Raw genomic sequence first — 24,530 nt, 5'->3', positions numbered from 1 at the left:
TTATACCCTAACAACCTGTATTTGGCAAACCAAAAAAGCGCAGGGAGTCCCCTGCGCTTTTGTTGTATTTGAATATGCGTTTTTCCGCAGACCCGGTTAGTTCAGTGCCGCTTTCAGAGCATCCACACGGTCCGTATTTTCCCACTTGACGCCCAGGTCTTCCCGGCCCATATGGCCGTAAGCAGCCAGGCGACGGTAAATGGGTTTACGAAGATCAAGATCCCGGATGATAGCCGCAGGGCGCAAATCAAACACCTTCATGACAGCAGCCTCGATCCGGTCATCTTCCACCGTGCCGGTACCGAAGGTATCCACCATGATGGATACCGGTTCCGCCACGCCGATGGCGTAGGCCAGTTCCACTTCGCACTTTTTGGCAAGCCCCGCCGCCACGATATTTTTAGCCACCCAGCGCGCTGCATAGGCAGCGGAGCGGTCCACCTTACTGGGATCCTTGCCGCTGAAGGCACCGCCGCCGTGACGGGCATAGCCGCCGTAGGTGTCTACAATGATCTTGCGGCCGGTCAGTCCAGTATCTCCCTGGGGGCCGCCCACCACGAAACGTCCGGTAGGATTGATATAGTACTTGGTGTTTTCATCAAGCATCTCGGCCGGAATGACCTTTTCGATGACTTCCCGCTTGATATCTTCGTGCAGCTGCTCCTGGCTGATTTCCGGGCTGTGCTGGCTGGAAATGACCACCGCGTCCACACGCACCGGCTTGCCGTCATCATATTCCACGGTCACCTGGCTCTTGCCATCGGGACGCAGATAATCCAGCAGACCGCTCTTGCGCACCTCGGTCAGACGTTTGGCCAGCTTGTGGGCCAGGCTGATAGGCAACGGCATGAGCTCCGGCGTTTCATCGCAGGCATACCCGAACATCATACCCTGGTCACCTGCACCGGCCACCTCGTCATTGGTGCCCAACGCAATGTCAGGACTCTGACCGTCAATGTTGACGATAACACCGCATGTATCGCAGTCGAATCCATACTTGGCACGGTCGTACCCGATGGAGCGGATAACATCACGGGCAGTTTCAGCGATGTCCACATAGCAACTGGTGGTGATTTCCCCCATGATATGGACAAGGCCGGTGGAGCAGGTCGTTTCGCAGGCCACACGGGCATCGGGATCCTGCTTCAGGATCTCGTCCAGAATGGCATCCGAAATCTGGTCACAGATTTTGTCGGGATGTCCTTCCGTCACCGACTCCGAGGTAAAAAGAACTTTGGACATGGTAAAAAGCCTCCCTTATGAATGTAAGCAGAAGCGCAACTGGCGAGAACAAAAAAGCGCGCAGCCAAAAGACTGCGCGCTGACGCTTATCTTTCGGTTCCCCGCAGGAATTGGCACCTTGCACATTTGTGTAGGTTGTCGGGCTTCACAGGGCCTGTCCCCTCTGCCACTCTTGATAAGTTGCTATTCTGTTGTAAAACGCATTATAGCACAGGCTCTGTGCTGCGTCAAGAGGATTCCGGCCGGTTCTGCGTTCTTTTTTCACCGCATATCTTTCAGCGGCGGCCATGCAGGATCGGAGAAAGCGGCTTGTAAATCAGGAAGCAAAGTACCGCATCGATCAATCCCTTGACAAGGGTGAACGGCATATTGAAAACCAGCAGGCATTCCAACAGGCCGTCGGTCCCCGGGCGAAGTTCCTGATACGCAGCAATGATATTGTCAAGACCGCCGAACATCGCTGCGTAGACAGGATAGCTCAGGAAGTAGTTCACCGGAACGCTGACCAGAGCCATCACCACGGCGCCGATCAGGCAGCCTGCCACAGCGCCCTTGCGCGTTTTGTGGAAGCGATAGATCACACCGGCGGTCCCAACAAAGGACGCACCCAGCAGGAAGTTGCAAACTTCTCCAATGCCACCGGTCGATCCGTGAAAGATCATCGACAGAATATTCTTCACAAGGCAGGTGGCAACACCATACACGGGGCCCAGACTGAAGGACGCCAGCAAGGCCGGCAGTTCTGAGACGTCCATCTTTACAAAGCTGGGGATGAACATGGGCAGGCTGAAGTCCAGAAACATCAGCACGGTGGCAATCGCACAAAGCATGGCGGTCACGGTAAGTTCGCGAACATGGTTGTGGGTTTTGGTCATAAGATTTTCCTCCCGAAAAATAGTTTGCGAAAGCCGATTCCTATGTGACAAAACTGCGGGAGGCTGGTTATGCTTGCGGCCGGCAAAAACAAAAGCCCTGTTGCCGTATGGGTACAGCAACAGGGCGAAAAAGCATAGCAAACAGCTTTCCGTTTCTTTCATCCGGACTATACCGTCGGCCCCGGATTCACACCGGATCAGCGGCTGCCCAAGCAGCCGGTCGCGGGCTTACGGCCCTTTGGGCCGCTTACCGCCGGTGGGGAATCACACCCCGCCCTGAAACAGACTTTCTACCTGCTTAGTATAGCACAGGTTTTACAAAATGCAAGAGGGTATGGTATAATGTTTTTGTCCGAACCCCCGTCATCCATGGAGAATCAACATGCAAGAATTTACGATCAGCCTTGTTCTGGACCTTCTGCCCACTGTTCTTTTTCTTTTGGGGGCCTTGGTCCTCCCCCTCCTTTATACGCGCATAATCCGCCGGGTCCTGGACGGATTGCATGGTCATCTGACCGAGTGGCTGTACATTTTGTTTAACAGTTATGTACAGCCCACCTCCCTGATCCTGCGCTCGGTACTGCTGTATCTGGCACTGATGGTGGTCCCCTTCACCTTCAATTCCCCCACGTACCAGACGGTACTGCGTCTCCTGTTCGATCTGGCCCTGACTTTCCTGCTGGGCTTGGGTGCCTGGCGCGCGGCCCCTATGTGCCGACTTCTGCTGCGCAGCGCCCAGAACAAACTGGACCTTACCACCAACAATACGATGGGCCGCTTTTTTGAAAACATCTTCCGTGCCCTCGTAGCCGTCTTTACCGGCATTGCGATCCTGGACCGGCTGGGGGTGCCGGTCACCGGTCTGCTGACCGGTGCCGGTGTTGCCGGCCTGGCAGTCTCGCTGGCTGCCCAGTCCACTCTGTCCAATCTGATTGCCGGCATCACCCTCGTGCTGGAGCACCCCTTCGGTATCGGGGACTATGTCATTCTCGGTTCCTCCGAAGGCACGGTAGAAGACATCTCCTTCCGTTCCACCCGCATCCGCACCACCGACAATGTAGCGGTCACCATTGAGAATTCCAAAATCTGCTCCGAATACATCCAGAACTGCAACCAGCGCAGCAGCCGGCTTTGGCAGTTCACGCTGGGGCTGACCTACGATGCCACCCGCGAGCAGCTGGATACGGTGTGCCGTGATCTCACCGAGCTGCTCAAAGCCCAACCCACCGTGCAGGCCGATACCGTAACCGCCACAGTGGACAAATTCAACGATTACAGCATCGACATCCTTGTACGGCTGTATGTGACCACCCTGCCCTACGGTGACTTTTTGCGGGAGAAAAGTCGTCTGAATCTGGAGATCATGCAGCTGGTGGCCCGGGATGGCTGCAGCTTTGCTTTTCCTACCACAACATTGGATATGCCAGCCAAAAACTGATTTTCCGTTATTGGAAACAAAACAACCCCCGGGGCTCTTAAAAAAGAGTCCCGGGGATATTTTATTTTGTGTCGGTAATGCCGTCCCGCTGGCAGGTCACAATCATCGTATCGGTACCGTTCTCAGTGGTAACGACAAACTCAAAATTGTAGACGGTATCCAGCCTGTATTGCAGACTTCCATCATCCAGTTCGGTAACTATGTAGTCAAGATCCACCTGCGGCATCATTTTGTCATAATACAGATACAGGGTATCGATATTTTCCACGAAGCGCAGCTCCACCTCGTCCTGCGAAGCGCCCTGCAGTGTTACCACCGGAATTCCTTTGGTTTGCAGCGCCGGCTTTTTCACCCAGGGGTCTCTGCTGTCTCGGTCCAGGGTATAATCCACCGCTTCCGTCCCCAACAACTCACAGTTGCTCAGTTCCATCCGTACACCGGTCTGCGGAAGCTGCTGTGACCACACAGGCGTTGTATCCACCTCCGCCTGGCTACATCCGGTAAACGCAACCAGGCACAGCGGCGCAAGGCAAAGGTATTTTTTCATAATGTTTTTCTCCTTATTGATATGGATCATAAGGGGGGCGGGGAAACTCATCCCCCGGCTCCAACGTACGCGGGCACAGACCAATTTCCGAAACGATAAAGCCCATCAGCATACCAAGATGCAAATGCAGATGGCGGTATTGTGACAGAATCAGGGTAAAGCGCGTCCACTCACAGTTTTCCGGCCGCTGCAAAAGATCCTCGTCGTGGAGCGACGTCAGATACAGGGACAACTTCGCCTTGATGGTATAAAAATAATCGTCCATCTGTTTTCGGTTCAGATGTGCCGCCGGATAAATATCCAATTCCTGCAGATCCGGCGTATGAATGGGCGGCTCCACGAAATCGTTTGCCCGAGGGTTGATGAACCATTGATCCAGGCTGTGCAGCATATGATACAGGTGCTGCCACAAGGGAGAGCCACCGTAATGCTTATCCCACATTTCATCCGGGATACAATCCATAACGTTCTGTGTTTCCCACAGGGCCCGGACCGTCATCTCAGTAATCACCGCATGATAGGATGTTTCTCGCACACCGTCCGCCCCCTTGTCTTGGGGGTAGTATGCCTGCTCCGCACCGGATTTATTCGTCCACCAGCAGCGTCGGCAGCGTCTTTTCGCTGTACTGACTGGAAATAATGGGACTGAGTGACACGCGGGAATAGACCCCCTGTGCCACGCCATCATACACATACACTCCGGTCAGGTTGTAATAACGATTTCGGCCAAAAGATCCATCCGGACCGATTCCGTAATTTTCCGTTACATAGGGGCGGTAGAATTCCTGCAAAAGGTATCCTTCCAGCGGCGTAGCCCGCACAATAGCGGCCCATTCGTCTTCGCCGCATTCCACACCGGCATGAACGCCCCGCGACGCATAGGAGTCCAGCGGCTTAAGGATCCAGGCATCTTTATCCGCCAGTACCCGCGGGATATCTGAGGCCTCAAATGTTTTGGTCAACGGCACATGGGCATTGACAAAGGAGCGCTCATCCTCGGTCAGCATCGCCTGGGTCTGTGCCTCATGCAATATACGGAAAATCGTCTTATTGTGCACCAACTGTGTGTGAAAGTCCCCCACCAGGAGCACCGCATCATCCCGTACAGCTGCCAGCAGCGGTCCGCACTCTGCGTACCGCTGCAGAATATCGCTGGTGACGGCACGGCGGTAGATGGCATCAATTTTATGTCCGCCGGGCCCATAGAGCACTTTCTCCTTGGCATTGTACTGCAAACTGCGCAGATCGCAGACCTCGGCAGGTACCCCTTGCTCTACAAAAAATCCTTGAAACACCTCAAACTCGTTTACCGTACCGCAATCCATAAAATCCACGATGGCCACATAGGGAATTTGATCGGTACGTCGGGCCCGCTGATAAATCGCACATAACGTTTTGACCCAGCTTTCAAACAACTCACAGGTTCGGGTGGTATGCGCCGCCCGGAAATTTCTGTATACGGTGGAAAGTTGCTGCGCAAGGTTCAGCTCCCTGTCCTCGTTCATGGCACTGGTACCGTCTGTGTTGAATTCGCAGTACTTGTAGGCCCCGGTCTCTTCGTTATAGAAGAAATCAATACGCGCCATCGGCAACAAGGAGACGGACGGATCAGCCCGCAGAATCAGCTCCTCTGCCGTCTTGTCAAAGCCAAACAGAGCGCGATAGCCGGGATCCCGGTAATAGGCCCGCATCACCTTGTTCAGAATTCCATAGAGTGTGCGGATATCAGATCCAAACTGCGCAAAAACCGTTTCAGTGAAGAGTTTGGGCATATAGCAGGTACGCACATACTCTCCGTGATGGATTGCCGTGGACGCCTTCATGTATTCAGTGATCTCATCAAATTCTTTGGCAAGCCGCTCCGGGTCCGAAGCAGCCTCCTTCAGATAGGCTTCATTTACATTATGCAAATCAGTCATTCTCGTGTTCTTCTTCCCGTATCGTTTTCTTCATTACCACCAGTTTGGCAAGAGGTTCCAGCAAGGCCCGTTCCTCCTGCGACGGCGTACGGCTGCGTGCCTGCAGCAAAAGCCATGCCAGTTCCTTACCGATGGGCCGCCCATAAACCCAGGCGTTGAACCCGTCTTTGCAAACCGCCATTTTTGCATTGGCGATATCCCCGGTGTTTACCCCCTCATAGTGCCGCAACACGTTCTGCAGGGCCGCCTGGCTGCCGAAAATCGTCTTGACCAGCTGGGCATACGCCGCAATAAATTTGGGCGGCATACAATCTGCTCCACGGATTTCCACATACGTTTTCAGGCGCGCGTCAAAAAAGAACATGGACAGTACATGCTCTACTTCTTTTTTTAACAGGTGGCTGCCGTATATTTCCTGTGCGCTTTTGCGCCCTACTGCCTTGGTCCGGTTGCCTCGCAGTGCCACAATCAGAGGCCGTGTCAGAATGGTCTCGGCATAACGTTCAAACCCAAAATCCGGGTCCATAAGGTGCGGCGGGACACCACACCGGTCACTGTCCACATCCTGCCAGATTCGGGTGCGAACGCTGTAGGCATTGTTACGGTGTGCCTGATACTGTACGGCGTTATCACTGAGCAGTGCAAAAAACGGTGTCAGCAAACAAGCCGCCCGCATTTTTTGTACAAAATCACGTTCACTGTAATAATCGACTGACAGCTGGGTCGAAGCTGTCGCCCGCATCATCTGAATGCCACAGGAACCGGTGTTTTTAAAATATCGGTCCATCGCCTCATAGCGTTGCTTCGGGATCAGCGGCAGTTCCTCCGCCCGGCGAGTAGGATGATAACTGACCGTCCAGGCCCTCAAACCGCGCGCCGCCAGTGTCATGCTCAACTGCAGATAAAACTGATTATAGATATCCATGATTTTGAGCACACTACTTTGGGGCATGATGCTGATTTCCACCTGGCAGGCAGGTTCCAGAGATACGCTATACTGCTCGGTGGTATAGCCCATATATTCTCCATCGATCATGATGGGGGTATCATAGGGCTGCTGCATCTGCCGCATAACGCTCTGGATTTCGCCGAAGGTTACCGGCTCACCGCCTGCGTGGGTAACAAAATGCTCCACCTCAAGTCCCAGTGTGAGCTTTCCCTCCGGCTTACACCCCTGTTGGAAATACTCAACCAGGACTCTTTTTTGTTCATCCAGTTTTGCCATACCTTTGTACTCCCGGCCTCTGTGAAATTCCTACTGTTTTGGTGTCCCTATTATACCCCGAATCTCGTTATAAGGCAACGGGCCACAAAAAAGTTCCTGCCGCCAAACGGCAGGAACTCCTCTTTTTACAGATCTGAAACCGCCGGGAATCCGTAGGCACTTTGTGCTGCACGCACTGCACGCAAGATAGCCTCCGCCATGACACGTGCTCCCAGTGCACCTACCACATCCTGATCAGCCGGCACATCGCCCAACGAAACCGCATAGATACTGTCTCCGTCCGCCGTAGTGTGTACCGGACGGATTGCTCTTGCATACCCGTCCTGTGCCATCCCGGCGATCTTGCACAATCTCGCTTTGTCAAACCGCGCGTTTGTCACCACAACCCCCAGCGTAGTATTGCCGACAAATTTATTTTCTACCACTTCGATTTTGTGCAGCAGCGCCTCCTCACCGTCCAAAAACGTTTTACGGTCATCCGCCAGAAGCCCCGCGGCCTTTTGACCGGTTTTCCAGTCATATACATCTCCCAGGGCATTGACGGCAACCACCGCCCCCACTTTCAGAGGACCCGCCTGTACAGCATAGCTGCCGATCCCGGACTTCATGCAATGATCCATGCCAAGTGTCTTGCCCACCGTTGCACCGGTACCCGCGCCAAAATTGCCGTCCCGATAGTTGCCGCTCTCCGCATTCTGGCAGGCCTCATATGCCATCGCCTCATCGGGACGTATGCGGCTGTCCGCAACAGTCAGATCAAAAAGGCAGGACTGACAAACCAGCGGAACCTTTGTGACGCCTACATCAAAACCAATGTTACGTTCTTCCAGATAGCGCATTACACCACCGGCTGCATCCAGGCCGAATGCACTGCCCCCGGAAAGCAGAATGGCGTGAATCACGTTTGCGGCCGCCATGGGTTTGAGCAGTTCACTTTCCCGGGACGCCGGACCTCCGCCGCGCACGTCCAATCCAGCAGCCGCGCCTTCCTTACCCAAAAGCAGCACGGTGCAACCGGTACCGGCCTGTACGTTCTCTGCCTGACCGATTTTCAGATTTTCAAAGTCCGTGATGGAAATTTCCCGCATAATTGCCTCCTGTAAAGCACCTTCACTTGTCATTGATTCCGTTTTCTTTTCGGGTCGTGCAAATCCCGGATATCAACGCCCTCATATTGGAGGATGCGTTTTTTCAGCGCCAGACCGCCGCCGTACCCAACCAGATTTCCGTTGGCTCCGATGACTCTGTGGCAGGGAATAATCAGGGCGATGGGGTTATGTCCGACAGCTCCGCCGACCGCCTGGGCCGACATTTTTCCGCCTTTTGGCTCTGCCATTTCCCGGGCAATCTGCCCGTACGTTTCCAGTTGGCCATACGGAATACGGCAAAGCCGGTGCCATACCGCACGGCGAAAATCGCTGCCCTGAGGATCCAGCGGAATTTCCTGCGGTGTCGGACGCTGTCCGCAGAAATACCGATCCAACCAACTGCGTCCCTGTTCCAGCATCGGCGCAGAATCTCTCCGACAAGCCTGTGCCAGCCGTTCCTGATCGATGGTCTGGCCCGGCAGCCACAGACCCATCAAGGCTTTTTCCGAGGCCAGCATGAGAATGCTGCCCAACGGAGAATCATAGTTCGTGTAGTACAGCATCCCAGCGCCTCCCTGATTCATTTTATACTTGTATTGTAACAGATTCACAGGCGGGATTCCAGCCTGCGCAACGCTATTTTACAACTTTGCCTATGCCAGGCTTCGGCAAAGACTACGGGAATGGTATGCAATCAGCAGCACTGCCACTCCAGTCAGCCCCAACACACTCCCCGCCGGCAGCCGGTCCCATCCCCATCCGTACAACAGCTGCCCCAGAGGCTGCGCACATTGGGAGATGGTCATCACAAAGGCCATCACCTTACCGGTCATTTCGGCGGGCGTTCGTTGCTGGATTGCACACAGCCCCAGTACGGAAAAGATACTGCATCCTATGGAAGCTGCTGCCATTCCGGCAACCAGCACAAAGTAGGACAACACCGCACCGCTTCTTACGGAAAAGGCCACAGCAGAAGGCAGCAGCGAAAATCCAAAAGCTGCCAACAAGCGGGGCATTCTTTTAAACGGCAGATAGTTGGCCAGCACAGTGACCAACAAGCCCCCAAAAATCGAGGCCAGTCCCAGAACGCTCTCGGCCGCGCCATACCAGGCGGCAGACATTCCCAATTCGGTACGTACCAGAAACGGAAGACCTACCGTCAAACATCCCGAAGCAAAGAAATTGACCGCCGCGGCCAAAAACAGAAGCCGCATCACAACCGGTTGCTCTGCGTGCAAGAAATGCACACTTTGGCGAAGGTCATTCCACAGAATCAGAAAAGGCGGTTCCTGCCTCTTTTGGGGCAGTCCGGGCATACGGATCCAGCATTCCAGAAAAGCAGCCACCCAAAAACATGCGCAAACTGCTGTCAAAATCGGGGCAATGCCCCATGCCGCATACACAAGTCCTCCCACAAAAGGTGTAACCATGCCGGCAATCGCTTGGATCTGGTTGACCAGTGCATTGGCCCGCAGCAAATTCTCATCACTGTGTAACTGCGGTACGCAGGCCTGCACCACGGGAGACTCAAAAGCACCCAGAATCCCCAGAAAAATCTGCATTCCCGCAATGGCTTCCAGTCTGTTTCCTGCACTCATAAACAATCCGCAGCAAAGAACCGCACTCCCGGAGAGTACATCCAGACCAACCATCAGCCAGCGACGATCCAACCGGTCCGCCATCACCCCGCCCAGCGGTGAAAAAAGCACCGTCGGCACCACCGACACTGCCAAGATCATCCCGAACATTTCGGCCGATCCCGTCAGTTCCAATACATACATGGAAAGTGCAAATTTCAGTGTGTAGTTTCCGATGAGGGAAATAAGCTGTCCCAGCAACAGCAAGGCGAAATAGCGTGTGAACAATGGCCGCTTCATCTACGGTACCTCCTGTCATTCATACATACCGCCAGTATGTATATCAGTGAAAAAGAAGCGGGGCTCCACCCGCTTTCCAAACATACCAAGAGAATGTATATGAGTAAAATAAAATTGCCCGAAGGCAATTTTATCAATGTTTTTGCGCCTGCTCCAATCTGGCAAAATAAGGAGCCAATTTGTTGAGCAGCTCCTCATTCACTACAGGTACCCCCATCCGTTCCAGCATCGTTCCGAGAAAGCGGAATTTACGCATCATCTCTTCCGCTGTAGCCGGATACAGGCTTGGCACCATCCAAAGACCTGTCAAAAGCGGAATCACTTCAGACAGCTCTTTGGGGTATTCCGTCCGGATGGACCCGTCGCGAATTCCTTCTTCCAGAAAGCGGCGAAGATACGGCGCGATCTCCTGCTGGTTGTCCTTGATCATGCCCGCCAGAAAGCGAGGATTTTCCAGGATCGGCATGCTTTGTACCGTCATCTCCATCCGCGCATCGTCACTTTGGTTCAGCAAAATCGAGGCACGGATTTTTTCCAGTCCATTCAGATCTTTACGCGCTGCTGCGGCGGCAAAAGGATTGTCGCGCAGAAACATCCGATCCCCCACCGCTTCCATAATCTCTTCTTTAGATTTGAAGTGATGGTACACAGCCCCTTTTGTCAGGTCTCCCAAAGCGTCAACAATATCCTGAATTGTAGTATTGTCATATCCCTTCTCGAGAAAAAGACGTTCTGCCACCTGCAGAATTCTTTCCTCCGTGATTTCAGGATACTTATTGCGGGCCATCCGGACTGCCTCCTATACATTCTCTTGGTATGTATAATAGTACCACGCTTTTCCAGCGCCGTCAAGTGCTCGCAACCGTCTGCCGTAAGGGCCTGCAATGCTACATCATTCCCCCTGGGACAGCGTGGTTTCCTCAGCCAATAATAGCAAGCGCTGAAACGTCATCCGTTCTTCTTCTGTCATGCGCTGCGTCATCCGCTGAAAGCAACGATCCACTTCTTCTTTGACCACGGGATAAGCTTCCCAGGATTTCTGCGTCGGACAGATATCATACGTTCGCTTGTCCCTGGCGTTGGTATGCCGCTCCAGAAACCCTGTCTCCAGCAATTTATTGACCGTCTTTGCAATTACGCTCTTATCCAAGGAAAGCCGCTTGGTGATTTCATCCTGTGTCAGCGTTTGGAAATCACAGACTATGAGAATAACCAACGCCTGTGCGGCTGTGAGATCATATTGCGCACATCCATTGCTGAGCCAGATGTGTGATTTCCGGTAGAGGATAGAAATGGATTTGAATGGACTGTTCATCGTATACGGCATAAGCCTATCTCCTTTCTGTCCGTATTATAGCCTTTTTTGGTGGCACTTGCAACCAGATATTGACGCACAACGAATTCCGTGCTATTGTAAATATAGTGGCAATTGCCACTATATTTTATATTTTACACAAAAAAGGAGTTTGCTTTTTATGGGAAAACCCGAAAAAATCTGGAATCGAAGATTCATTCTGCTCTTCATCACCAATCTTTTGGTGCTGGCCGCGTTCTACGCCTCTATTCCGATCATTCCTATCTACTGCCAGGAGATCGGCATCACCGGCTCCCGTGTCGGTATCGTTCTGACCGCCATGTCTGTGGCCACCATTCTCTTTCGGCCAGTCGCCGGATATCTGCTGGATAACTTTAACCGATATCGAGTATACCTGCTGTTCCTTGCCCTGTTCTGCCTGTCTTTTCCGGCTTTCATCGCCTTCCCAATTTTCGCCGCACTGATTGTGATTCGCTTGTATATGGGGGCTGTCTATTCCGTGTGCGGTTCCGCCACCATGACACTGGCCGGTGATGTGCTGCCCACGACCAAAATCACCGAGGGAATCAGCCGGTTCGCCTTTACCGTCTCCATCGGCATGGCTGTTGGCCCCTACGTCGGTCTGCAAGTCCAAAGCCATATGAGCAGCAAAGCTTCTTTCCTGACGATTTTCGGCATTACCGTTCTGGCGTTTCTCTGTGTTTCCTGCTGCCGTATCCACTACCCGAAGGTTCAGCGTAAAAAATTTTCCATCCGTGATTCCATTTACGGTCCCGCGCTTCCGTTCATGTTCAACATGATGTTTTTGATGATTCCCTACGGCGCTGTCATCGCCTATTCTTCTATTCTCGCCCAGGAGAAAGGCCTCTCCGGATACCTGCCTTATTTCTATATCTTTCTTGTCGTCGGGATGCTGGCATCCAAGCTGTCTACGCAGAAAATGATCGATGCCGGTATTCCCCGACAACCGCATTGAGATTATCTACAAAGTCCATGACCTCTTTGAATAATTGAAGGTACAAAAACGGAAAACCCAGGCTATCAAATTCATCTTGGTAGCTTGGGTTTTCTGCTTTTCAGAATTATATTTTTTTGTCGTGTGCTTGACATACGGGTGTCTCAAATCGTGGATTCGAATCCGTTTCACACCAGTTGCCTTGCAGCCCCGATCCATTTCCCTGTGGAGATAACTTTTGCTGATAGGAAACATCCGGCTATCCGGCTGTACACCGTAAAGCTGCTTGAGGTAATCCTGGATCTCGTCACAGAGGAATTTCGGCATCTGAATCACCCGGTTACTTTTCGGTGTTTTGGGATCTGTGATCACATCCTGCTTGTTCAGTCTCTGGTAGGACTTATTGATGCTGACCGTGCGTTTTTCAAAATTGAAATCTGCCGGAGTCAAAGCGAGCAGCTCTCCTTCACGAAGCCCACACCAGTAGAGCATCTCAAAGGCATAGAAGGACAACGGTTTATCCATCATGGCCTCAGAGAACTTGGCATACTCTTCCCTGGTCCAGAACAGCATCTCTTTCCGTTCTTCCGTCCCCATATTTCCCGCCTGCCTAGCCGGGTTGATGTTCAGGCCATAAAAGCGAGCTGCGTGGTTAAAGATGGCACTGAGCTGATTGTGAACCGTTTTCAGATAGGTTTTGGAAAGTGGCTTTCCGTGCCAGTCCGTCAGTTCTCGGATCTCATTTTGCCAGTGGATAATATCCTTGGCTGTAATCTCCGACAGTTTTCTCTTGGCGAAATAAGGCAGGATCTTCTTTTTGATGATGCTCTCCTTTGTAAGCCAGGTATTGAGCTTCAGCTTTGGTTTGACATCCTTCTCATACAGCTCGACGAAGCTCTCAAAGGTCATATCGATGTCCGCCTGTTTCTGCATCAGGAACTCACGTTCCCAGGCAAGCGCCTCCTTCTTTGTGGCAAACCCGCGCTTGAGTTTCTGCTGACGCTCACCTTTCCAGTCGGTATAGCGGAACTGCACATACCAGGTACCGTTGTTCTTGTTCTTAAACGCTGCCATGACTGCTCCCTCCTTTCAGTCTTTCTCGGTTCTTGTACCGTAGAACTTCTCGTGGAAGAACTTGCGGTCAATCCGCCCGGAAATTGTGATGCACCCGGTTTTGGCCAATTCCTCATTCAACTGGCGAATCAGCTTGTAGGCGTAGGGGATCGATACGCCCAGTTCCTCGGCCACTTCGTTAACACGCATAAAAATCTGGTTTGCCATGGTAAGTACCTTCCTTTCTCTGTTGTTCGTGACTGCGGCTTGCGGTTGTTGCGTTCCATACATGCCTCCTTGCTTATGGCCATCACCTTATCTCGTTTGTACCCGGAAATCAGACAGTCCATTTTATGCGCTATAATTTCTAAGCTTTTATGCTTAGTATCTTTATAATACTATACATATTAGCTTAGTTCAAGCCTTTTCAGAAAAATATTCTTAAATAAATTTGTTTAGATTCTCTTGACTTTCCTAAGCAAATATGCTATGTTCACTATAAAGATCATCATAGATTGGAGTTGGACGTATGGCCATCGGTGAGAGAATCCACTTTTTCCGTTTGCTGCGAGGAATGACACAGAAATATCTGGGTATGGCCGTGGGCTTCCCCGAGAAATCCGCCGATGTGCGCCTGGCTCAGTATGAGACAGGATCAAGAACTCCTAAGGCAGACCTGACTGCTGCCCTGGCACAGGTGCTTGATGTATCTCCCCACGCCCTCTCTGTCCCGGATATAGACTCCTATGTTGGGCTCATGCACACCCTGTTTGCCCTTGAGGACAACTACGGGCTGAAAGTCACGGAACAGGATGGTGTACTTTCCCTGCAGGTAGATTTCCGCAAAAATAAGGATGCTGCCAGACTGCACGAGATGCTCTGGGCCTGGCGGGAGCAGGCCGCCAAGCTGGAGGCAGGAGAGATCTCTCAGGAGGAGTACGACCGCTGGCGTTACCACTACCCGGAATACGACAACAAGCAAATCCGTGCCAAGGTTTTACCGGAGGGTCTGCTCTGACCCTCTCATTTGTAGGCCACGGGAGAGCCTGTTTGTTGCACAAAATCAGTAAATTCAGATACACGAGAGCAAAATAAAAAAGGTCTAACTGATCAGCAAAAATCAGTTAGACCTTTTCTCTTAGAATAAAAATCCTGCGTATTCGCAAGCCACCCAAATCACCAGAATAACTCTGAAATTGACGGGTGCTATCAATCTGCTATCAAAGGGGAAATCTGAAATCCGAAAAACCAGTGTTTATGCGGGTTTACAGGCTCTCATATCCACTTTTTACTTATTCGAACTCGATTGTGGCCGGCGGTTTGGTCGTATAATCAAACAGCACGCGGTTGATATTTTTGACTTCATTGACGATGCGGTTGGCCGCCGTCGTAATGGTCTCGGTGGGAAGCAACGTCACTTCCGCCGTCATAAAATCGGTAGTGGTTACAGCCCGCAGAGCAATTGCATAGTCATAGGTGCGTTCATCGCCCATAACGCCCACACTGCGCATATTGGTCAGCGCCGCAAAATACTGGCTCGGGCGCTGCTCCATGGGCAGCTTGTCCACCTCTTCACGCCAGATAGCGTCAGCATCCTGCACAATGGCCACTTTCTCCGGCGTCACATCGCCGATGATACGGATGGCAAGGCCGGGACCGGGGAACGGCTGACGGGCAACCAGGTACTCGGGCAGGCCCAATTCACGACCCGCCTGACGGACTTCGTCCTTGAAGAGGTCACGAAGAGGCTCTACGATTTCCTTGAAATCCACATAGTCCGGCAGGCCTCCCACATTGTGGTGGCTCTTGATGGTTGCGGATTCGCCGCCCAGGCCGCTCTCGACCACGTCAGGATAAATCGTTCCCTGTGCCAGAAAATCTACAGCACCAATCTTCTTGGCTTCATCCTCAAAAACGCGGATAAATTCTTCGCCAATGATTTTGCGCTTGCGTTCAGGTGCGGTCTCCCCCGCCAGTTTTGTATAAAAACGGTCACGGGCATCCACACAAACAAAATTGATATCAAACTGTCCGCCTTCGCCGAAAACCTCACAGACCTGTTCCCGTTCATGCTTGCGCAGCAAACCGTGATCCACAAAGACGCAGGTCAGCTGTTTGCCGATTGCTTTGGCCAGCATAGCAGCACAGACACTGGAGTCCACACCACCGGAAAGGGCACACAAGACTTTACCGTCCCCGATTTTCTCACGAAGCGCCTGCACCGAATGCTCCACAAAAGAATCCATCTTCCAGGTGCCTGCACAGCCACAGACCTTATACACAAAGTTGTGCAGAATCTGCGTGCCGTTCTCGGTGTGCATAACTTCGGGATGAAACTGCACACAGTACAGACCGCGGTCGGAAGCCTGTGCCGCAGCCACCGGGCAGTTGGGAGTATGGGCCACAATCTGGAAACCGGGAGCTGCCGTTTCAATATAGTCGTTATGGCTCATCCAGCAGACATTCTGCGCCGGCAGACCGTCAAACAACGGACTGGACGTATCCAAATCCACCAGCGTTTTACCGTATTCCCGTTCCGGTGCCTTGGTAACATGGCCGCCCAGCATATGCATCATCAGCTGGCTGCCGTAGCAGATCCCCAAAATCGGCACACCCCAGGTGTAAATTTCCGGATCAATCGTCGGAGAATCCGGCAAATAGGCACTGTTGGGACCACCGGTGAAAATGATTCCCTTGGGATTTTTGGCTTTGATTTTAGCGAGGTCCGTGCGATACGAGTAGATCTCACAGTAGACGTTGCATTCGCGGACACGGCGCGCAATCAGCTGATTGTACTGGCCGCCGAAGTCAAGAACAATAACGGTTTCCTGCTGCATGGAGATGCTCCCTTCTCTTTTTCTTTCCTTTTATCAGATAATTATAGCATACTGTCCGGCTCTTGAACAGATGGCAGAGTGAAAAATGTTTGCCATACCGGCTCCATGAAACTATACAAAAAGGCAGGCATCTGCCTTGCGGTAGATGCCTGCCTGGATTGCTGTTTTAGAGCGGGAAATTACTTCTCGATCTTGGAAACAACGCCGGAACCAACGGTGTGGCCGCCTTCACGGATAGCGAAGCGCATGCCTTCTTCCATGGCAACGGGGGTGATCAGCTCAACATGCATATCGACGTTGTCGCCGGGCATGCACATCTCGGTGCCCTCGGGCAGGGTGATGATGCCGGTAACGTCGGTGGTGCGGAAGTAGAACTGAGGACGATAGTTGTTGAAGAACGGGGTATGACGGCCGCCCTCTTCCTTCTTCAGGACGTAAACGTGACCGTCGAAGGTGGTGTGGGGATGAACAGAGCCGGGAACAGCCAGAACCTGGCCACGCTCGATCTGATCACGGTCGATACCACGCAGCAGAGCGCCGATGTTGTCGCCAGCCTGAGCGTACTCCAGGCTCTTGCGGAACATTTCAAGGCCAGTGATGGTGGTGGTCAGCTTCTCTTCCTTGATGCCGACGATTTCCATCTGATCGCCGACATGGGCGGTACCACGCTCAACACGACCGGTGGCAACAGTGCCACGGCCAGAGATGGTCATAACGTCCTCGATGGGCATCAGGAAGGGCTTGTCAGCAGCGCGGTCGGGAGTGGGGATGTAGCTGTCAACAGCATCCATCAGTTCCCAAATGCACTTGTACTCAGGAGCGTCGGGATCGGTGGAGGTGGACTCCAGAGCCTTCAGAGCAGAGCCACGGATGATGGGAGCGTTGTCGCCATCGAAGCCCTGGCTGGACAGCAGCTCACGGATCTCCATTTCGACCAGATCCAGCAGCTCGTCGTCGTCGACCATGTCGCACTTGTTCATGAAGACAACGATCTTGGGCACGCCAACCTGACGGGCGAGCAGGATGTGCTCACGGGTCTGGGGCATGGGACCGTCGGTAGCAGCAACGACCAGGATAGCGCCGTCCATCTGAGCAGCACCGGTGATCATGTTCTTGATATAGTCAGCATGGCCCGGGCAGTCAACGTGGGCGTAGTGACGCTTCTCGGTGTGATACTCAACGTGAGCGGTGTTGATCGTGATACCACGAGCCTTCTCTTCGGGAGCCTTGTCGATGCTGGAGTAATCCATAAAGTCGGCGTCGCCCTTCAGAGCCAGAGTCTTGGTGATCGCGGCGGTCAGAGTGGTCTTGCCGTGGTCAACGTGACCAATGGTGCCAATGTTGACGTGCTCCAAAGAGCGGTCAAATTTTTCCTTTTCAGCCATTGGAAGTATCCTCCTTTAGTTAAAACAATTTTAGTTTGCCTTGTATAAGGCTATCATACTAAATTCCGTACAAAAAATCAAGTAAAACTTATGAATTAAGCCTTGTTTGCACGGTCATTCATGATCTTGTCGGCAATGTTCTTGGGCACCTGCTGGTAATCAGCCGGCTCCATGGAATACTGGCCGCGGCCCTGCGTCTTGGAACGCAGGTCGGTGGCGTAACCGAACATCTCGGACAGAGGAACCATCGCGGTAACGCGAGCGGTGCCGTCCTGCGATTCCTGATTCTGGATCTGGCCACGACGGCTGTTCAGGTCGCCGATGACGTTGCCCATATATTCATCAGGAACGATGACGTCAACCTTCATGATGGGCTCCATGATGACGGGATCGCACTTCTTCATAGCTTCCTTGAAAGCCATAGAACCGGCGATGGAGAACGCCATTTCAGAGGAGTCGACTTCATGATAAGAACCATCCCACAGAGTGACCTTGACATCCACAACGGGATAGCCAGCCAGAATACCGGCCTTCATAGCGCCCTGGATACCATTGTCGACAGCGGGGATATATTCCTTCGGGATCGCGCCGCCAACAACGCCGTTGACGAACTCGTAACCCTTGCCCGGGTTGGGTTCCAGCTTGATCTTGACGTGACCATACTGACCCTTACCACCAGACTGGCGAGCGTACTTGGTCTCCTGGTTGGCAGACTTGCGAATGGTTTCGCGGTAAGCAACCTGCGGAGCGCCGACGTTCGCTTCGACCTTGAACTCACGCAGCAGACGGTCGACGATAATCTCCAGATGGAGCTCGCCCATACCGGCGATAATGGTCTGACCGGTCTCTTCGTCGGTCCAGGTCTTGAAGGTCGGGTCTTCTTCGGCGAGCTTCGCAAGAGCGATGCCCATCTTTTCGGAGCCGGCCTTGGTCTTGGGCTCGATGGCAACACGGATAACGGGCTCGGGGAAGTTCATGCTCTCCAGAACGATGGGAGCCTTCTCGTCGCACAGGGTGTCGCCGGTGGTGGTGTTCTTCAGACCGACAGCCGCCGCGATATCACCCGCGTAAACGGTGTCGATATCCTTACGGTTGTTAGCATGCATCTGCAGGATACGGCCGATACGCTCGTTCTGATCCTTGACAGAGTTGTACACGGTGGTGCCGGCATCCAGCTTACCGGAGTAAACACGGAAGAAGCACAGCTTACCAACGTAGGGGTCGGTCATGATCTTGAACGCCAGCGCGGAGAACGGAGCGTCGTCGGAAGAGATACGATCCTCTTCCTCGCCGGTCTCCGGGTTGGTGCCCCTAATGGCCTCAACGTCGGTAGGCGCCGGCATATAGTCGACGATGGCATCCAGCAGCTTCTGAACGCCGCGGTTCTTGTAAGAAGAACCACAGGTAACAGGCACGATCTCGTTGGAGATGGTAGCCTTACGCAGGGCAGCCTTGATTTCTTCCTTGGTCAGCTCTTCGCCTTCCAGGTACTTCATCATCAGGTCTTCGTCGGTTTCGGCGACAGCCTCGATCAGCTTGTCGTGGTACTCCTGCGCCTGCTCTTTCATGTCCTCGGGAATCTCCTCCACGCGGACATCGTTACCCATATCGTCATAGTAGACGTCAGCCTTCATGTCGATCAGGTCAACGATACCTTTGAAGGTATCCTCCTGGCCGATGGGCAGCTGGATGGGCACACCGTTGGCATGCAGGCGGTCATGCAGCATCTGCACGCAGCGGAAGAAGTCGGCACCCATGGTATCCATCTTATTGACGTACACCATACGGGGGACCTTGTACTCGTCAGCCTGACGCCAGACGGTCTCAGACTGAGGCTCAACGCCGCCCTTGGCAGCCAGAACGGTCACAGAACCGTCCAGCACGCGCAGGGAGCGCTGGACTTCAACGGTGAAGTCCACGTGGCCCGGGGTGTCGATGATATTGATACGATGACGATTCTTCTTGAACAGAACCGGATCGTGCTGGGTCTCGGTATGGCTCCAATAGCAGGTGGTAGCAGCGGAAGTGATGGTGATACCACGCTCCTGCTCCTGTTCCATCCAGTCCATCGTCGCAGCGCCGTCGTGCACCTCACCGATTTTGTGGTTGATACCGGTGTAGTACAGGATACGCTCGGTGGTGGTGGTCTTACCTGCGTCGATGTGGGCCATGATACCGATGTTTCTGGTCATTTGCAGAGATACATCTCTCGGCGTCGCCATGGCTTTAACCTCCTAAGACAGCGAATCAATAACGATAGTGGGCAAAAGCCTTGTTGGCCTCGGCCATCTTGTGAGTGTCCTCGCGCTTCTTCACAGAACCGCCGACACCGTTGGTGGCGTCGATGATCTCGGCCGCCAGACGGGCAGACATGGTCTTCTCACCACGGCTGCGGCTGTACTGGGTCAGCCAGCGCAGGCCGAGGGTCTCGCGGCGAGCGGGGCTGACTTCCAGGGGAACCTGGTAGTTGGCGCCGCCGACACGACGGGTCTTGCACTCGAGGTTGGGCATGATGTTTTCCATCGCCTTCTCGAACATCTCCAGCGGATCGTTGCCGGTCTTCTCCTTCACGATGTCAAATGCATCGTAAACGATCTCCTGCGCAACACCTTTTTTGCCATCCAGCATGATGTAGTTGACCAGACGGGTGACAACTTTGGAATTGTAAATAGGATCGGCCAGAACTTCGCGTTTCGCGACATTACCTCTTCTGGGCATCTTTCTTCCCTCCTTCACATAAATGATATCATCGGTACTCGAAAGTATAGAAACTCCCGTTATGCCACAAAAAAGGCTTGGCCTATTTTATGGCGAAAAGATGTTTCCTTACTTCTTGGCACCGGCCTTGGGGCGCTTAGCACCGTATTTGCTGCGGGCCTGGTTGCGGTTCGCAACACCCTGGGTGTCGAGGGTACCACGAATGATGTGGTAACGGACACCGGGAAGATCCTTGACACGGCCGCCACGGATCAGAACGACGCTATGCTCTTGCAGGTTATGGCCGATACCAGGAATGTAAGAGGTGACCTCGATACCATTCGTGAGGCGGACACGGGCAACTTTACGCAGAGCAGAGTTCGGCTTCTTGGGGGTCATGGTACGCACGGCGGTGCAGACACCACGCTTCTGAGGGCTGTTCAGGTTGGTGTACTGCTTCTTCTGAGAGTTGTAGCTCTTCTGAAGGGCAGGCGCGGTGCTCTTGCGAACCAGGACCTCACGGCCTTTGCGCACGAGCTGGTTAAAAGTAGGCATTTCTTTTCTCCTTTCTTCACGTATTCACGCTCGTTTTCGAATTTGTGCGGCTTTTTGACCGCACTTCACCCCGGAAACTCACGCATTTGTTATTTTAAAGGATAGAACCCCGCTTGTCAAGAGTATTGCCAAAAAAATCCCAGAAAAATCGTGCAAAACAGAGATTTTTTATAACTTGCAGCTTTCGCGCCTTTTTCCTGTCCGATTGGTTTAAAACCTATAATTTCCCTTCCTTCACACAGAATGGACCGTCAGAACACGCTCCTCCTTAATTGTCACCAATTGTTGCCTGAAAATTCTTTCTGCCATATCATATAAGGATTCATTTAAAAATGGTTCCTGCTCTCAAGCGCCCTCCCAACGTTTACACATTTCTTACACAATGCTTTCACAGATATATGACGACTTACACGCCGATTTTTCATAATCCCCCTTTGTTTTTGTTGATATTGCACAATTTTCGTGATAATTCTTTTTCGATTAGTTTTCACATTTCTATTGCACATTTTTATTTTGCTTGTTATAATCAAAGCATGGAAGCTCCCAGACGGAGCGCCAAATTAAGGAGGTATCGATTATGAAAAAACTGCTCGCGTTCCTGCTTTCCGTATGCATGGTCTCTGCCTTTGCTGTACCGGCATTTGCCGATGCCAACAGCGATTACATTGCAGCCGTCAAAGCCTATCAGGCACAGGTGGCTGCCAAGGAAGCCGCTTACACCGCTGCCGTTCAGGCTGCTGCGCAGCAGGCGCAGGCCAAAGCGGACGCTGAATGCCTCGCCGTAATCGCTGCCGGCAAGGCTGCCCAGGCGAAAGCTGACGCAGACGTTGCTGCTGTGATCGCCGCCGGTAAGGCCACTCAGGCTGCCGCCGACCAGCGTGAAGCTGCTTACGCTGCTGCTGTTAAAGCTTACCAGCAGCAGATTGCTGCCAAGGAAGCCGCTTACACCGCCGCTGTGATGGCTGCTGCCAAGGAAGCACAGGCAAAAGCTGACGCCGATGTCGCCGCTGTGATGGCCGCCGCGAAAGCTGCCCAGGCGAAGGCTGATGCTGATGTAGCCGCTGTCGCCGCCGCCGGTAAGGCCGCTCAGGCCGCCGCTGATCAGCGTGAAGCCGCTTATGCTGCCGCTGTGAAGAATTACCAGGCACAGGTTGCCGCCAAAGAAGCTGCCTATATTGCTGCCGTTCTCGGCCAGTAACTCTTGAATCCGCATCCCTGAGCGGAATTCAGCCAGTACTTAAAAAATCTCCCGCAGGTTCTCCTGCGGGAGATTTTTTGTCCGTAAAGGAAATCAAAGTTTGGCGAAGGTCTTTTCCGCATCCTCAAGAATGCGTTCAAATTTTCCCAGCGCTGCCTCCACCGGTTCCGGCGTTGCCAGATCCACACCCGCATGACGCAGCTCATCCAGCGGGTACGCACTGCCGCCCATAGAAAGGAATTCACGGTAGCGTCGGACCGCAGGTTCTCCCTCCTTCAGGATGGCCTCCGAGAGTGCCACTGCCGTAGAATAGCCGGTAGCGTACTTATAAACGTAGAAAGGCCGGTAAAAATGCGGGATTCGGGCCCACTCGTACTGCACTTCATCATCCACGACCAGTTCCGGGCCGAAATACTCTTCCACAAGGCACTTGTACAATCCATTCAGGGCAGCCGGACTGAGCGCCTCCCCACGTTCCGCCATTCCGTGTGCTTCCTTTTCGAACTCAGCAAACATCGTCTGGCGATAGACCGTTCCCTTGAAATTTTCCAGGTACTGGTTGAGCAGATACAGCCGCATCTGGGGCTCCTGCTCCTTCTGCAGCAACTGCTCAATCAACAGATTCTCATTGACCGTGGAGGCCACCTCCGCCACAAACAGCGTGTAGTCTGCATACTGGGGCGGCTGATGGTGATTGGAGTGCCAGGTATGCATGCTGTGTCCCATCTCATGAGCGATGGTGGAAACGCTGTCCAGCGTACCGGTAAAATTAGTCAGAATATAGGGATTAGAGTCATAGGTGCCGGAGGAGTAGGCGCCGCCGCTTTTTCCTTTGTTGGGATAAACATCAATCCAGCGCTCAGCAAAGGCCTTGCGCACAAGATTGCAGTAATCTTTTCCCAACGGCTTAACCGCCTCCAATACCATCTGCTGTGCCTGCGCATAGGTATACCGGACTTTGACCTCCCCTACCAGCGGTGCATATACATCATAATAATGCAGTTCCTTCAGGCCAAGGATCTTCTTGCGCAGCGCAACATACCGGTACATGGCCGGCATGTGTTTCCGTACCGCAGCAATCAAATTGTCGTAGACTTCCCCTGGGATGTTCTCCCCCGCCATGGACATGGCCCGGGAAGATTCATAATGCCGCACCGCAGCCTCGGCAGTGGCTCCCTTTACCGCACCGGCGTAGGCAGACGCAAAGGTGTTGATATGCTGGCGATATCCTTTATAGAAACTGACAAAGGCGTTTTCGCGCAGCGTGCGGTCCGGGGACATCTGGAGCATGATATAGTTGGAGCCGGTCACCTCCACGGTATTCCCTGCACTGTCCTGCACAGAATCAAAAACCAGGTCAGCATCCTGCAGATTATCTGCAATTTCAGACGGTGCGCCCAATGCTTCTCCAAAAGTTGCCAGGAGTTTTTCTTCCGGTGCACTCAGGGTATGCGGTTTTTGCCGCAGCAGGTTTTCCATCGTGAATTTGTGGTCGGCCAGCTGTTCATCCCGGACAATCTCCTGAAGTGTTTCTTCAGGCAGCGAGAGGATCTCCGGTTCCGCAAAGGAGATGGCAGCCATTGCCTGTACATACTTGGCCGTGATGCGGGCGTACATACTCTGCCCAGCCTCCGCGCGGGTATCCTCACTGCGGCGCAACGAAGCATAGCAGTACAGGTTGGACAGCTTACGAGACAAATCCGTTCCCGCATCCAGGTAAGCTCCGATGGAGACAGCGTCTTTCAACGTTCCGGCAAAGGCGGTCATCGCCTGCACCTGATCGTCCAAAGTGGCGAAATCCGCCTCCCAGGCGGCATCGTCATGGTACATCGGCGTCAGATCCCACTGATATCGGGGATCCATTTCATCGCGTTCTTTGAGCACTTGTGTTTCGGACATCGTAGCCCCTCCTTATTTTCTCAGTGCTTGTTCCCACTCGGCTGGTTTGAACCCCACCAGCACAAAGTCATCCGTCACCAACAGCGGACGCTTGACCAGCATTCCATCCGTAGCAAGCAGCGCCAGCTGCTCCTCCTCCGACATACCCGACAATTTATCTTTGAGCCCCATGGATTTGTAGGCAAGGCCGCTGGTATTGAAAAAACGTTTGAGCGGCAGTCCGCTGCGCGTATACCAGCTACGCAGTTCCTCCTTGGTAGGATTTTCTTCCTTAATATGGCGTGCTTCGTAAGATACATCATGTTCATCCAGCCACTTTCTGGCCTTCTGGCAGGTCGAGCAGGTCGGATACTGCAAAAACAGCACAAGATCACTCCCTTTCGGATTCTTGGTTCAGTATACCCAATTATACCCACTTCTTTTTA

At 53.0% G+C, this 24,530-nt stretch carries 24 protein-coding genes and 2 riboswitches; of the genes, 4 read left to right on the top strand and 20 right to left on the bottom strand.

Translation table 11 applies throughout. The annotated features are described in order from the left end of the window. Positions 1–96 precede the first annotated feature (96 nt). Together metK and NQ490_RS14125 are read right to left on the bottom strand one after the other, a co-directional pair. Positions 97–1,242, bottom strand: a complete 1,146-nt coding sequence (gene metK, locus NQ490_RS14130; protein ID WP_007046501.1) for a methionine adenosyltransferase — start codon at positions 1,240–1,242, stop codon at positions 97–99. Between the two features lie 83 nt (positions 1,243–1,325). Further along, positions 1,326–1,424: riboswitch (SAM riboswitch) on the bottom strand. A 93-nt stretch (positions 1,425–1,517) separates the two neighbouring features. After that, on the bottom strand, positions 1,518–2,117 hold the full coding sequence (locus NQ490_RS14125; RefSeq protein ID WP_040917597.1) for an ECF transporter S component: 600 nt from the start codon (positions 2,115–2,117) through the stop codon (positions 1,518–1,520). Positions 2,118–2,263: 146 nt separating this feature from the next. After that, a riboswitch (FMN riboswitch) is annotated at positions 2,264–2,405 on the bottom strand. 94 nt (positions 2,406–2,499) lie between these two features. Here NQ490_RS14125 and NQ490_RS14120 point away from each other — a divergent pair. Then, positions 2,500–3,555, top strand: coding sequence for a mechanosensitive ion channel family protein (locus NQ490_RS14120; RefSeq protein WP_007046504.1), 1,056 nt, complete (start codon positions 2,500–2,502; stop codon positions 3,553–3,555). A gap of 61 nt (positions 3,556–3,616) precedes the next feature. Here NQ490_RS14120 and NQ490_RS14115 read toward each other — a convergent pair whose 3' ends face one another. The 9 genes from NQ490_RS14115 to NQ490_RS14075 all read right to left on the bottom strand — a co-directional run bounded on the left by NQ490_RS14115 (position 3,617) and on the right by NQ490_RS14075 (position 11,538). After that, positions 3,617–4,102 carry a hypothetical protein gene (locus tag NQ490_RS14115; protein WP_040917598.1) on the bottom strand — a complete coding sequence of 162 codons (486 nt, stop codon included), beginning with the start codon at positions 4,100–4,102 and terminating at the stop codon, positions 3,617–3,619. Between the two features lie 13 nt (positions 4,103–4,115). After that, positions 4,116–4,637, bottom strand: coding sequence for a DinB family protein (locus tag NQ490_RS14110; RefSeq protein WP_040917600.1), 522 nt, complete (start codon positions 4,635–4,637; stop codon positions 4,116–4,118). A 49-nt stretch (positions 4,638–4,686) separates the two neighbouring features. Further along, on the bottom strand, positions 4,687–6,021 hold the full coding sequence (locus NQ490_RS14105; protein WP_007046507.1) for a glutathionylspermidine synthase family protein: 1,335 nt from the start codon (positions 6,019–6,021) through the stop codon (positions 4,687–4,689). Beyond that, on the bottom strand, positions 6,014–7,246 hold the full coding sequence (locus NQ490_RS14100; RefSeq protein ID WP_007046508.1) for a glutamate-cysteine ligase family protein: 1,233 nt from the start codon (positions 7,244–7,246) through the stop codon (positions 6,014–6,016). Before NQ490_RS14100 ends, NQ490_RS14105 begins: the two co-directional genes overlap by 8 nt. 125 nt (positions 7,247–7,371) lie before the next feature. After that, on the bottom strand, positions 7,372–8,334 hold the full coding sequence (locus NQ490_RS14095) for a P1 family peptidase (RefSeq protein ID WP_040917601.1): 963 nt from the start codon (positions 8,332–8,334) through the stop codon (positions 7,372–7,374). A gap of 29 nt (positions 8,335–8,363) precedes the next feature. Further along, positions 8,364–8,897 (bottom strand): methylated-DNA--[protein]-cysteine S-methyltransferase, encoded by a 534-nt coding sequence (locus NQ490_RS14090; RefSeq protein ID WP_040917604.1) that lies wholly within the window; start codon positions 8,895–8,897, stop codon positions 8,364–8,366. Positions 8,898–8,987: 90 nt separating this feature from the next. Further along, positions 8,988–10,211 (bottom strand): MFS transporter, encoded by a 1,224-nt coding sequence (locus tag NQ490_RS14085; protein ID WP_007046511.1) that lies wholly within the window; start codon positions 10,209–10,211, stop codon positions 8,988–8,990. Between the two features lie 133 nt (positions 10,212–10,344). Beyond that, entirely contained in the window at positions 10,345–10,998 is a 654-nt protein-coding gene (locus NQ490_RS14080; protein WP_007046512.1) for a TetR/AcrR family transcriptional regulator, read from the bottom strand. Positions 10,999–11,103: 105 nt separating this feature from the next. Beyond that, complete coding sequence (locus NQ490_RS14075; protein ID WP_007046513.1) at positions 11,104–11,538, bottom strand: MarR family winged helix-turn-helix transcriptional regulator; 435 nt, start codon at positions 11,536–11,538, stop codon at positions 11,104–11,106. A 148-nt stretch (positions 11,539–11,686) separates the two neighbouring features. Here NQ490_RS14075 and NQ490_RS14070 point away from each other — a divergent pair, with 148 nt between their 5' ends. Beyond that, complete coding sequence (locus NQ490_RS14070) at positions 11,687–12,502, top strand: MFS transporter (RefSeq protein WP_007046514.1); 816 nt, start codon at positions 11,687–11,689, stop codon at positions 12,500–12,502. 6 nt (positions 12,503–12,508) lie between these two features. Here the strand turns inward: NQ490_RS14070 and NQ490_RS14065 are convergent, their stop codons facing one another. Both NQ490_RS14065 and NQ490_RS14060 read right to left on the bottom strand, forming a co-directional pair. Next, positions 12,509–13,555, bottom strand: coding sequence for a tyrosine-type recombinase/integrase (locus tag NQ490_RS14065; protein WP_007046515.1), 1,047 nt, complete (start codon positions 13,553–13,555; stop codon positions 12,509–12,511). 15 nt (positions 13,556–13,570) lie between these two features. Further along, positions 13,571–13,762 carry a MerR family transcriptional regulator gene (locus NQ490_RS14060; protein WP_040917605.1) on the bottom strand — a complete coding sequence of 64 codons (192 nt, stop codon included), beginning with the start codon at positions 13,760–13,762 and terminating at the stop codon, positions 13,571–13,573. 301 nt (positions 13,763–14,063) lie between these two features. On the opposite strand from NQ490_RS14060, the gene NQ490_RS14055 reads away from it, so the two are divergent. Next, on the top strand, positions 14,064–14,552 hold the full coding sequence (locus NQ490_RS14055) for a helix-turn-helix domain-containing protein (RefSeq protein ID WP_007046518.1): 489 nt from the start codon (positions 14,064–14,066) through the stop codon (positions 14,550–14,552). 274 nt (positions 14,553–14,826) lie between these two features. On the opposite strand, the gene guaA is transcribed toward NQ490_RS14055, so the two are convergent. The 5 genes from guaA to rpsL all read right to left on the bottom strand — a co-directional run bounded on the left by guaA (position 14,827) and on the right by rpsL (position 21,008). Next, positions 14,827–16,371 carry a glutamine-hydrolyzing GMP synthase gene (gene guaA / locus NQ490_RS14050; RefSeq protein ID WP_007046519.1) on the bottom strand — a complete coding sequence of 515 codons (1,545 nt, stop codon included), beginning with the start codon at positions 16,369–16,371 and terminating at the stop codon, positions 14,827–14,829. A 179-nt stretch (positions 16,372–16,550) separates the two neighbouring features. Then, entirely contained in the window at positions 16,551–17,756 is a 1,206-nt protein-coding gene (gene tuf / locus NQ490_RS14045; RefSeq protein WP_007046520.1) for an elongation factor Tu, read from the bottom strand. 95 nt (positions 17,757–17,851) lie between these two features. Further along, entirely contained in the window at positions 17,852–19,948 is a 2,097-nt protein-coding gene (gene fusA / locus NQ490_RS14040) for an elongation factor G (RefSeq protein ID WP_040917607.1), read from the bottom strand. 55 nt (positions 19,949–20,003) lie between these two features. Then, positions 20,004–20,474, bottom strand: coding sequence for a 30S ribosomal protein S7 (gene rpsG / locus NQ490_RS14035; RefSeq protein WP_007046522.1), 471 nt, complete (start codon positions 20,472–20,474; stop codon positions 20,004–20,006). 108 nt (positions 20,475–20,582) lie between these two features. Beyond that, on the bottom strand, positions 20,583–21,008 hold the full coding sequence (gene rpsL / locus NQ490_RS14030) for a 30S ribosomal protein S12 (protein WP_007046523.1): 426 nt from the start codon (positions 21,006–21,008) through the stop codon (positions 20,583–20,585). A gap of 577 nt (positions 21,009–21,585) precedes the next feature. On the opposite strand from rpsL, the gene NQ490_RS14025 reads away from it, so the two are divergent. Then, a complete protein-coding gene (locus NQ490_RS14025) occupies positions 21,586–22,206 on the top strand; it encodes a hypothetical protein (RefSeq protein WP_007046524.1) in 621 nt (206 codons plus the stop codon). 93 nt (positions 22,207–22,299) lie between these two features. On the opposite strand, the gene pepF is transcribed toward NQ490_RS14025, so the two are convergent. Both pepF and NQ490_RS14015 read right to left on the bottom strand, forming a co-directional pair. Next, positions 22,300–24,105, bottom strand: coding sequence for an oligoendopeptidase F (pepF, locus tag NQ490_RS14020; protein WP_007046526.1), 1,806 nt, complete (start codon positions 24,103–24,105; stop codon positions 22,300–22,302). Positions 24,106–24,117: 12 nt separating this feature from the next. Beyond that, positions 24,118–24,471 carry an arsenate reductase family protein gene (locus NQ490_RS14015; RefSeq protein ID WP_007046527.1) on the bottom strand — a complete coding sequence of 118 codons (354 nt, stop codon included), beginning with the start codon at positions 24,469–24,471 and terminating at the stop codon, positions 24,118–24,120. Positions 24,472–24,530: the final 59 nt, after the last annotated feature.

The sequence above is a fragment of the Subdoligranulum variabile genome, from assembly GCF_025152575.1.
Classification (GTDB): domain Bacteria; phylum Bacillota; class Clostridia; order Oscillospirales; family Ruminococcaceae; genus Gemmiger; species Gemmiger variabilis.
Note: the sequence above shows the minus strand (reverse complement) of the source record. Positions and strands in the feature narration are given on the sequence as shown.

What these genes read in the sequence shown, in the direction of transcription:
- metK (WP_007046501.1), bottom strand. Translation starts at nt 1,242, where the DNA reads ATGTCCAAAGTTCTTTTTACCTCGGAGTCGGTGACGGAAGGACATCCC.
- NQ490_RS14125 (WP_040917597.1), bottom strand. Translation starts at nt 2,117, where the DNA reads ATGACCAAAACCCACAACCATGTTCGCGAACTTACCGTGACCGCCATG.
- NQ490_RS14120 (WP_007046504.1), top strand. Translation starts at nt 2,500, where the DNA reads ATGCAAGAATTTACGATCAGCCTTGTTCTGGACCTTCTGCCCACTGTT.
- NQ490_RS14115 (WP_040917598.1), bottom strand. Translation starts at nt 4,102, where the DNA reads ATGAAAAAATACCTTTGCCTTGCGCCGCTGTGCCTGGTTGCGTTTACC.
- NQ490_RS14105 (WP_007046507.1), bottom strand. Translation starts at nt 6,021, where the DNA reads ATGACTGATTTGCATAATGTAAATGAAGCCTATCTGAAGGAGGCTGCT.
- NQ490_RS14100 (WP_007046508.1), bottom strand. Translation starts at nt 7,246, where the DNA reads ATGGCAAAACTGGATGAACAAAAAAGAGTCCTGGTTGAGTATTTCCAA.
- NQ490_RS14095 (WP_040917601.1), bottom strand. Translation starts at nt 8,334, where the DNA reads ATGCGGGAAATTTCCATCACGGACTTTGAAAATCTGAAAATCGGTCAG.
- NQ490_RS14090 (WP_040917604.1), bottom strand. Translation starts at nt 8,897, where the DNA reads ATGCTGTACTACACGAACTATGATTCTCCGTTGGGCAGCATTCTCATG.
- NQ490_RS14085 (WP_007046511.1), bottom strand. Translation starts at nt 10,211, where the DNA reads ATGAAGCGGCCATTGTTCACACGCTATTTCGCCTTGCTGTTGCTGGGA.
- NQ490_RS14080 (WP_007046512.1), bottom strand. Translation starts at nt 10,998, where the DNA reads ATGGCCCGCAATAAGTATCCTGAAATCACGGAGGAAAGAATTCTGCAG.
- NQ490_RS14075 (WP_007046513.1), bottom strand. Translation starts at nt 11,538, where the DNA reads ATGCCGTATACGATGAACAGTCCATTCAAATCCATTTCTATCCTCTAC.
- NQ490_RS14070 (WP_007046514.1), top strand. Translation starts at nt 11,687, where the DNA reads ATGGGAAAACCCGAAAAAATCTGGAATCGAAGATTCATTCTGCTCTTC.
- NQ490_RS14065 (WP_007046515.1), bottom strand. Translation starts at nt 13,555, where the DNA reads ATGGCAGCGTTTAAGAACAAGAACAACGGTACCTGGTATGTGCAGTTC.
- NQ490_RS14060 (WP_040917605.1), bottom strand. Translation starts at nt 13,762, where the DNA reads ATGGCAAACCAGATTTTTATGCGTGTTAACGAAGTGGCCGAGGAACTG.
- NQ490_RS14055 (WP_007046518.1), top strand. Translation starts at nt 14,064, where the DNA reads ATGGCCATCGGTGAGAGAATCCACTTTTTCCGTTTGCTGCGAGGAATG.
- guaA (WP_007046519.1), bottom strand. Translation starts at nt 16,371, where the DNA reads ATGCAGCAGGAAACCGTTATTGTTCTTGACTTCGGCGGCCAGTACAAT.
- tuf (WP_007046520.1), bottom strand. Translation starts at nt 17,756, where the DNA reads ATGGCTGAAAAGGAAAAATTTGACCGCTCTTTGGAGCACGTCAACATT.
- fusA (WP_040917607.1), bottom strand. Translation starts at nt 19,948, where the DNA reads ATGACCAGAAACATCGGTATCATGGCCCACATCGACGCAGGTAAGACC.
- rpsG (WP_007046522.1), bottom strand. Translation starts at nt 20,474, where the DNA reads ATGCCCAGAAGAGGTAATGTCGCGAAACGCGAAGTTCTGGCCGATCCT.
- rpsL (WP_007046523.1), bottom strand. Translation starts at nt 21,008, where the DNA reads ATGCCTACTTTTAACCAGCTCGTGCGCAAAGGCCGTGAGGTCCTGGTT.
- NQ490_RS14025 (WP_007046524.1), top strand. Translation starts at nt 21,586, where the DNA reads ATGAAAAAACTGCTCGCGTTCCTGCTTTCCGTATGCATGGTCTCTGCC.
- pepF (WP_007046526.1), bottom strand. Translation starts at nt 24,105, where the DNA reads ATGTCCGAAACACAAGTGCTCAAAGAACGCGATGAAATGGATCCCCGA.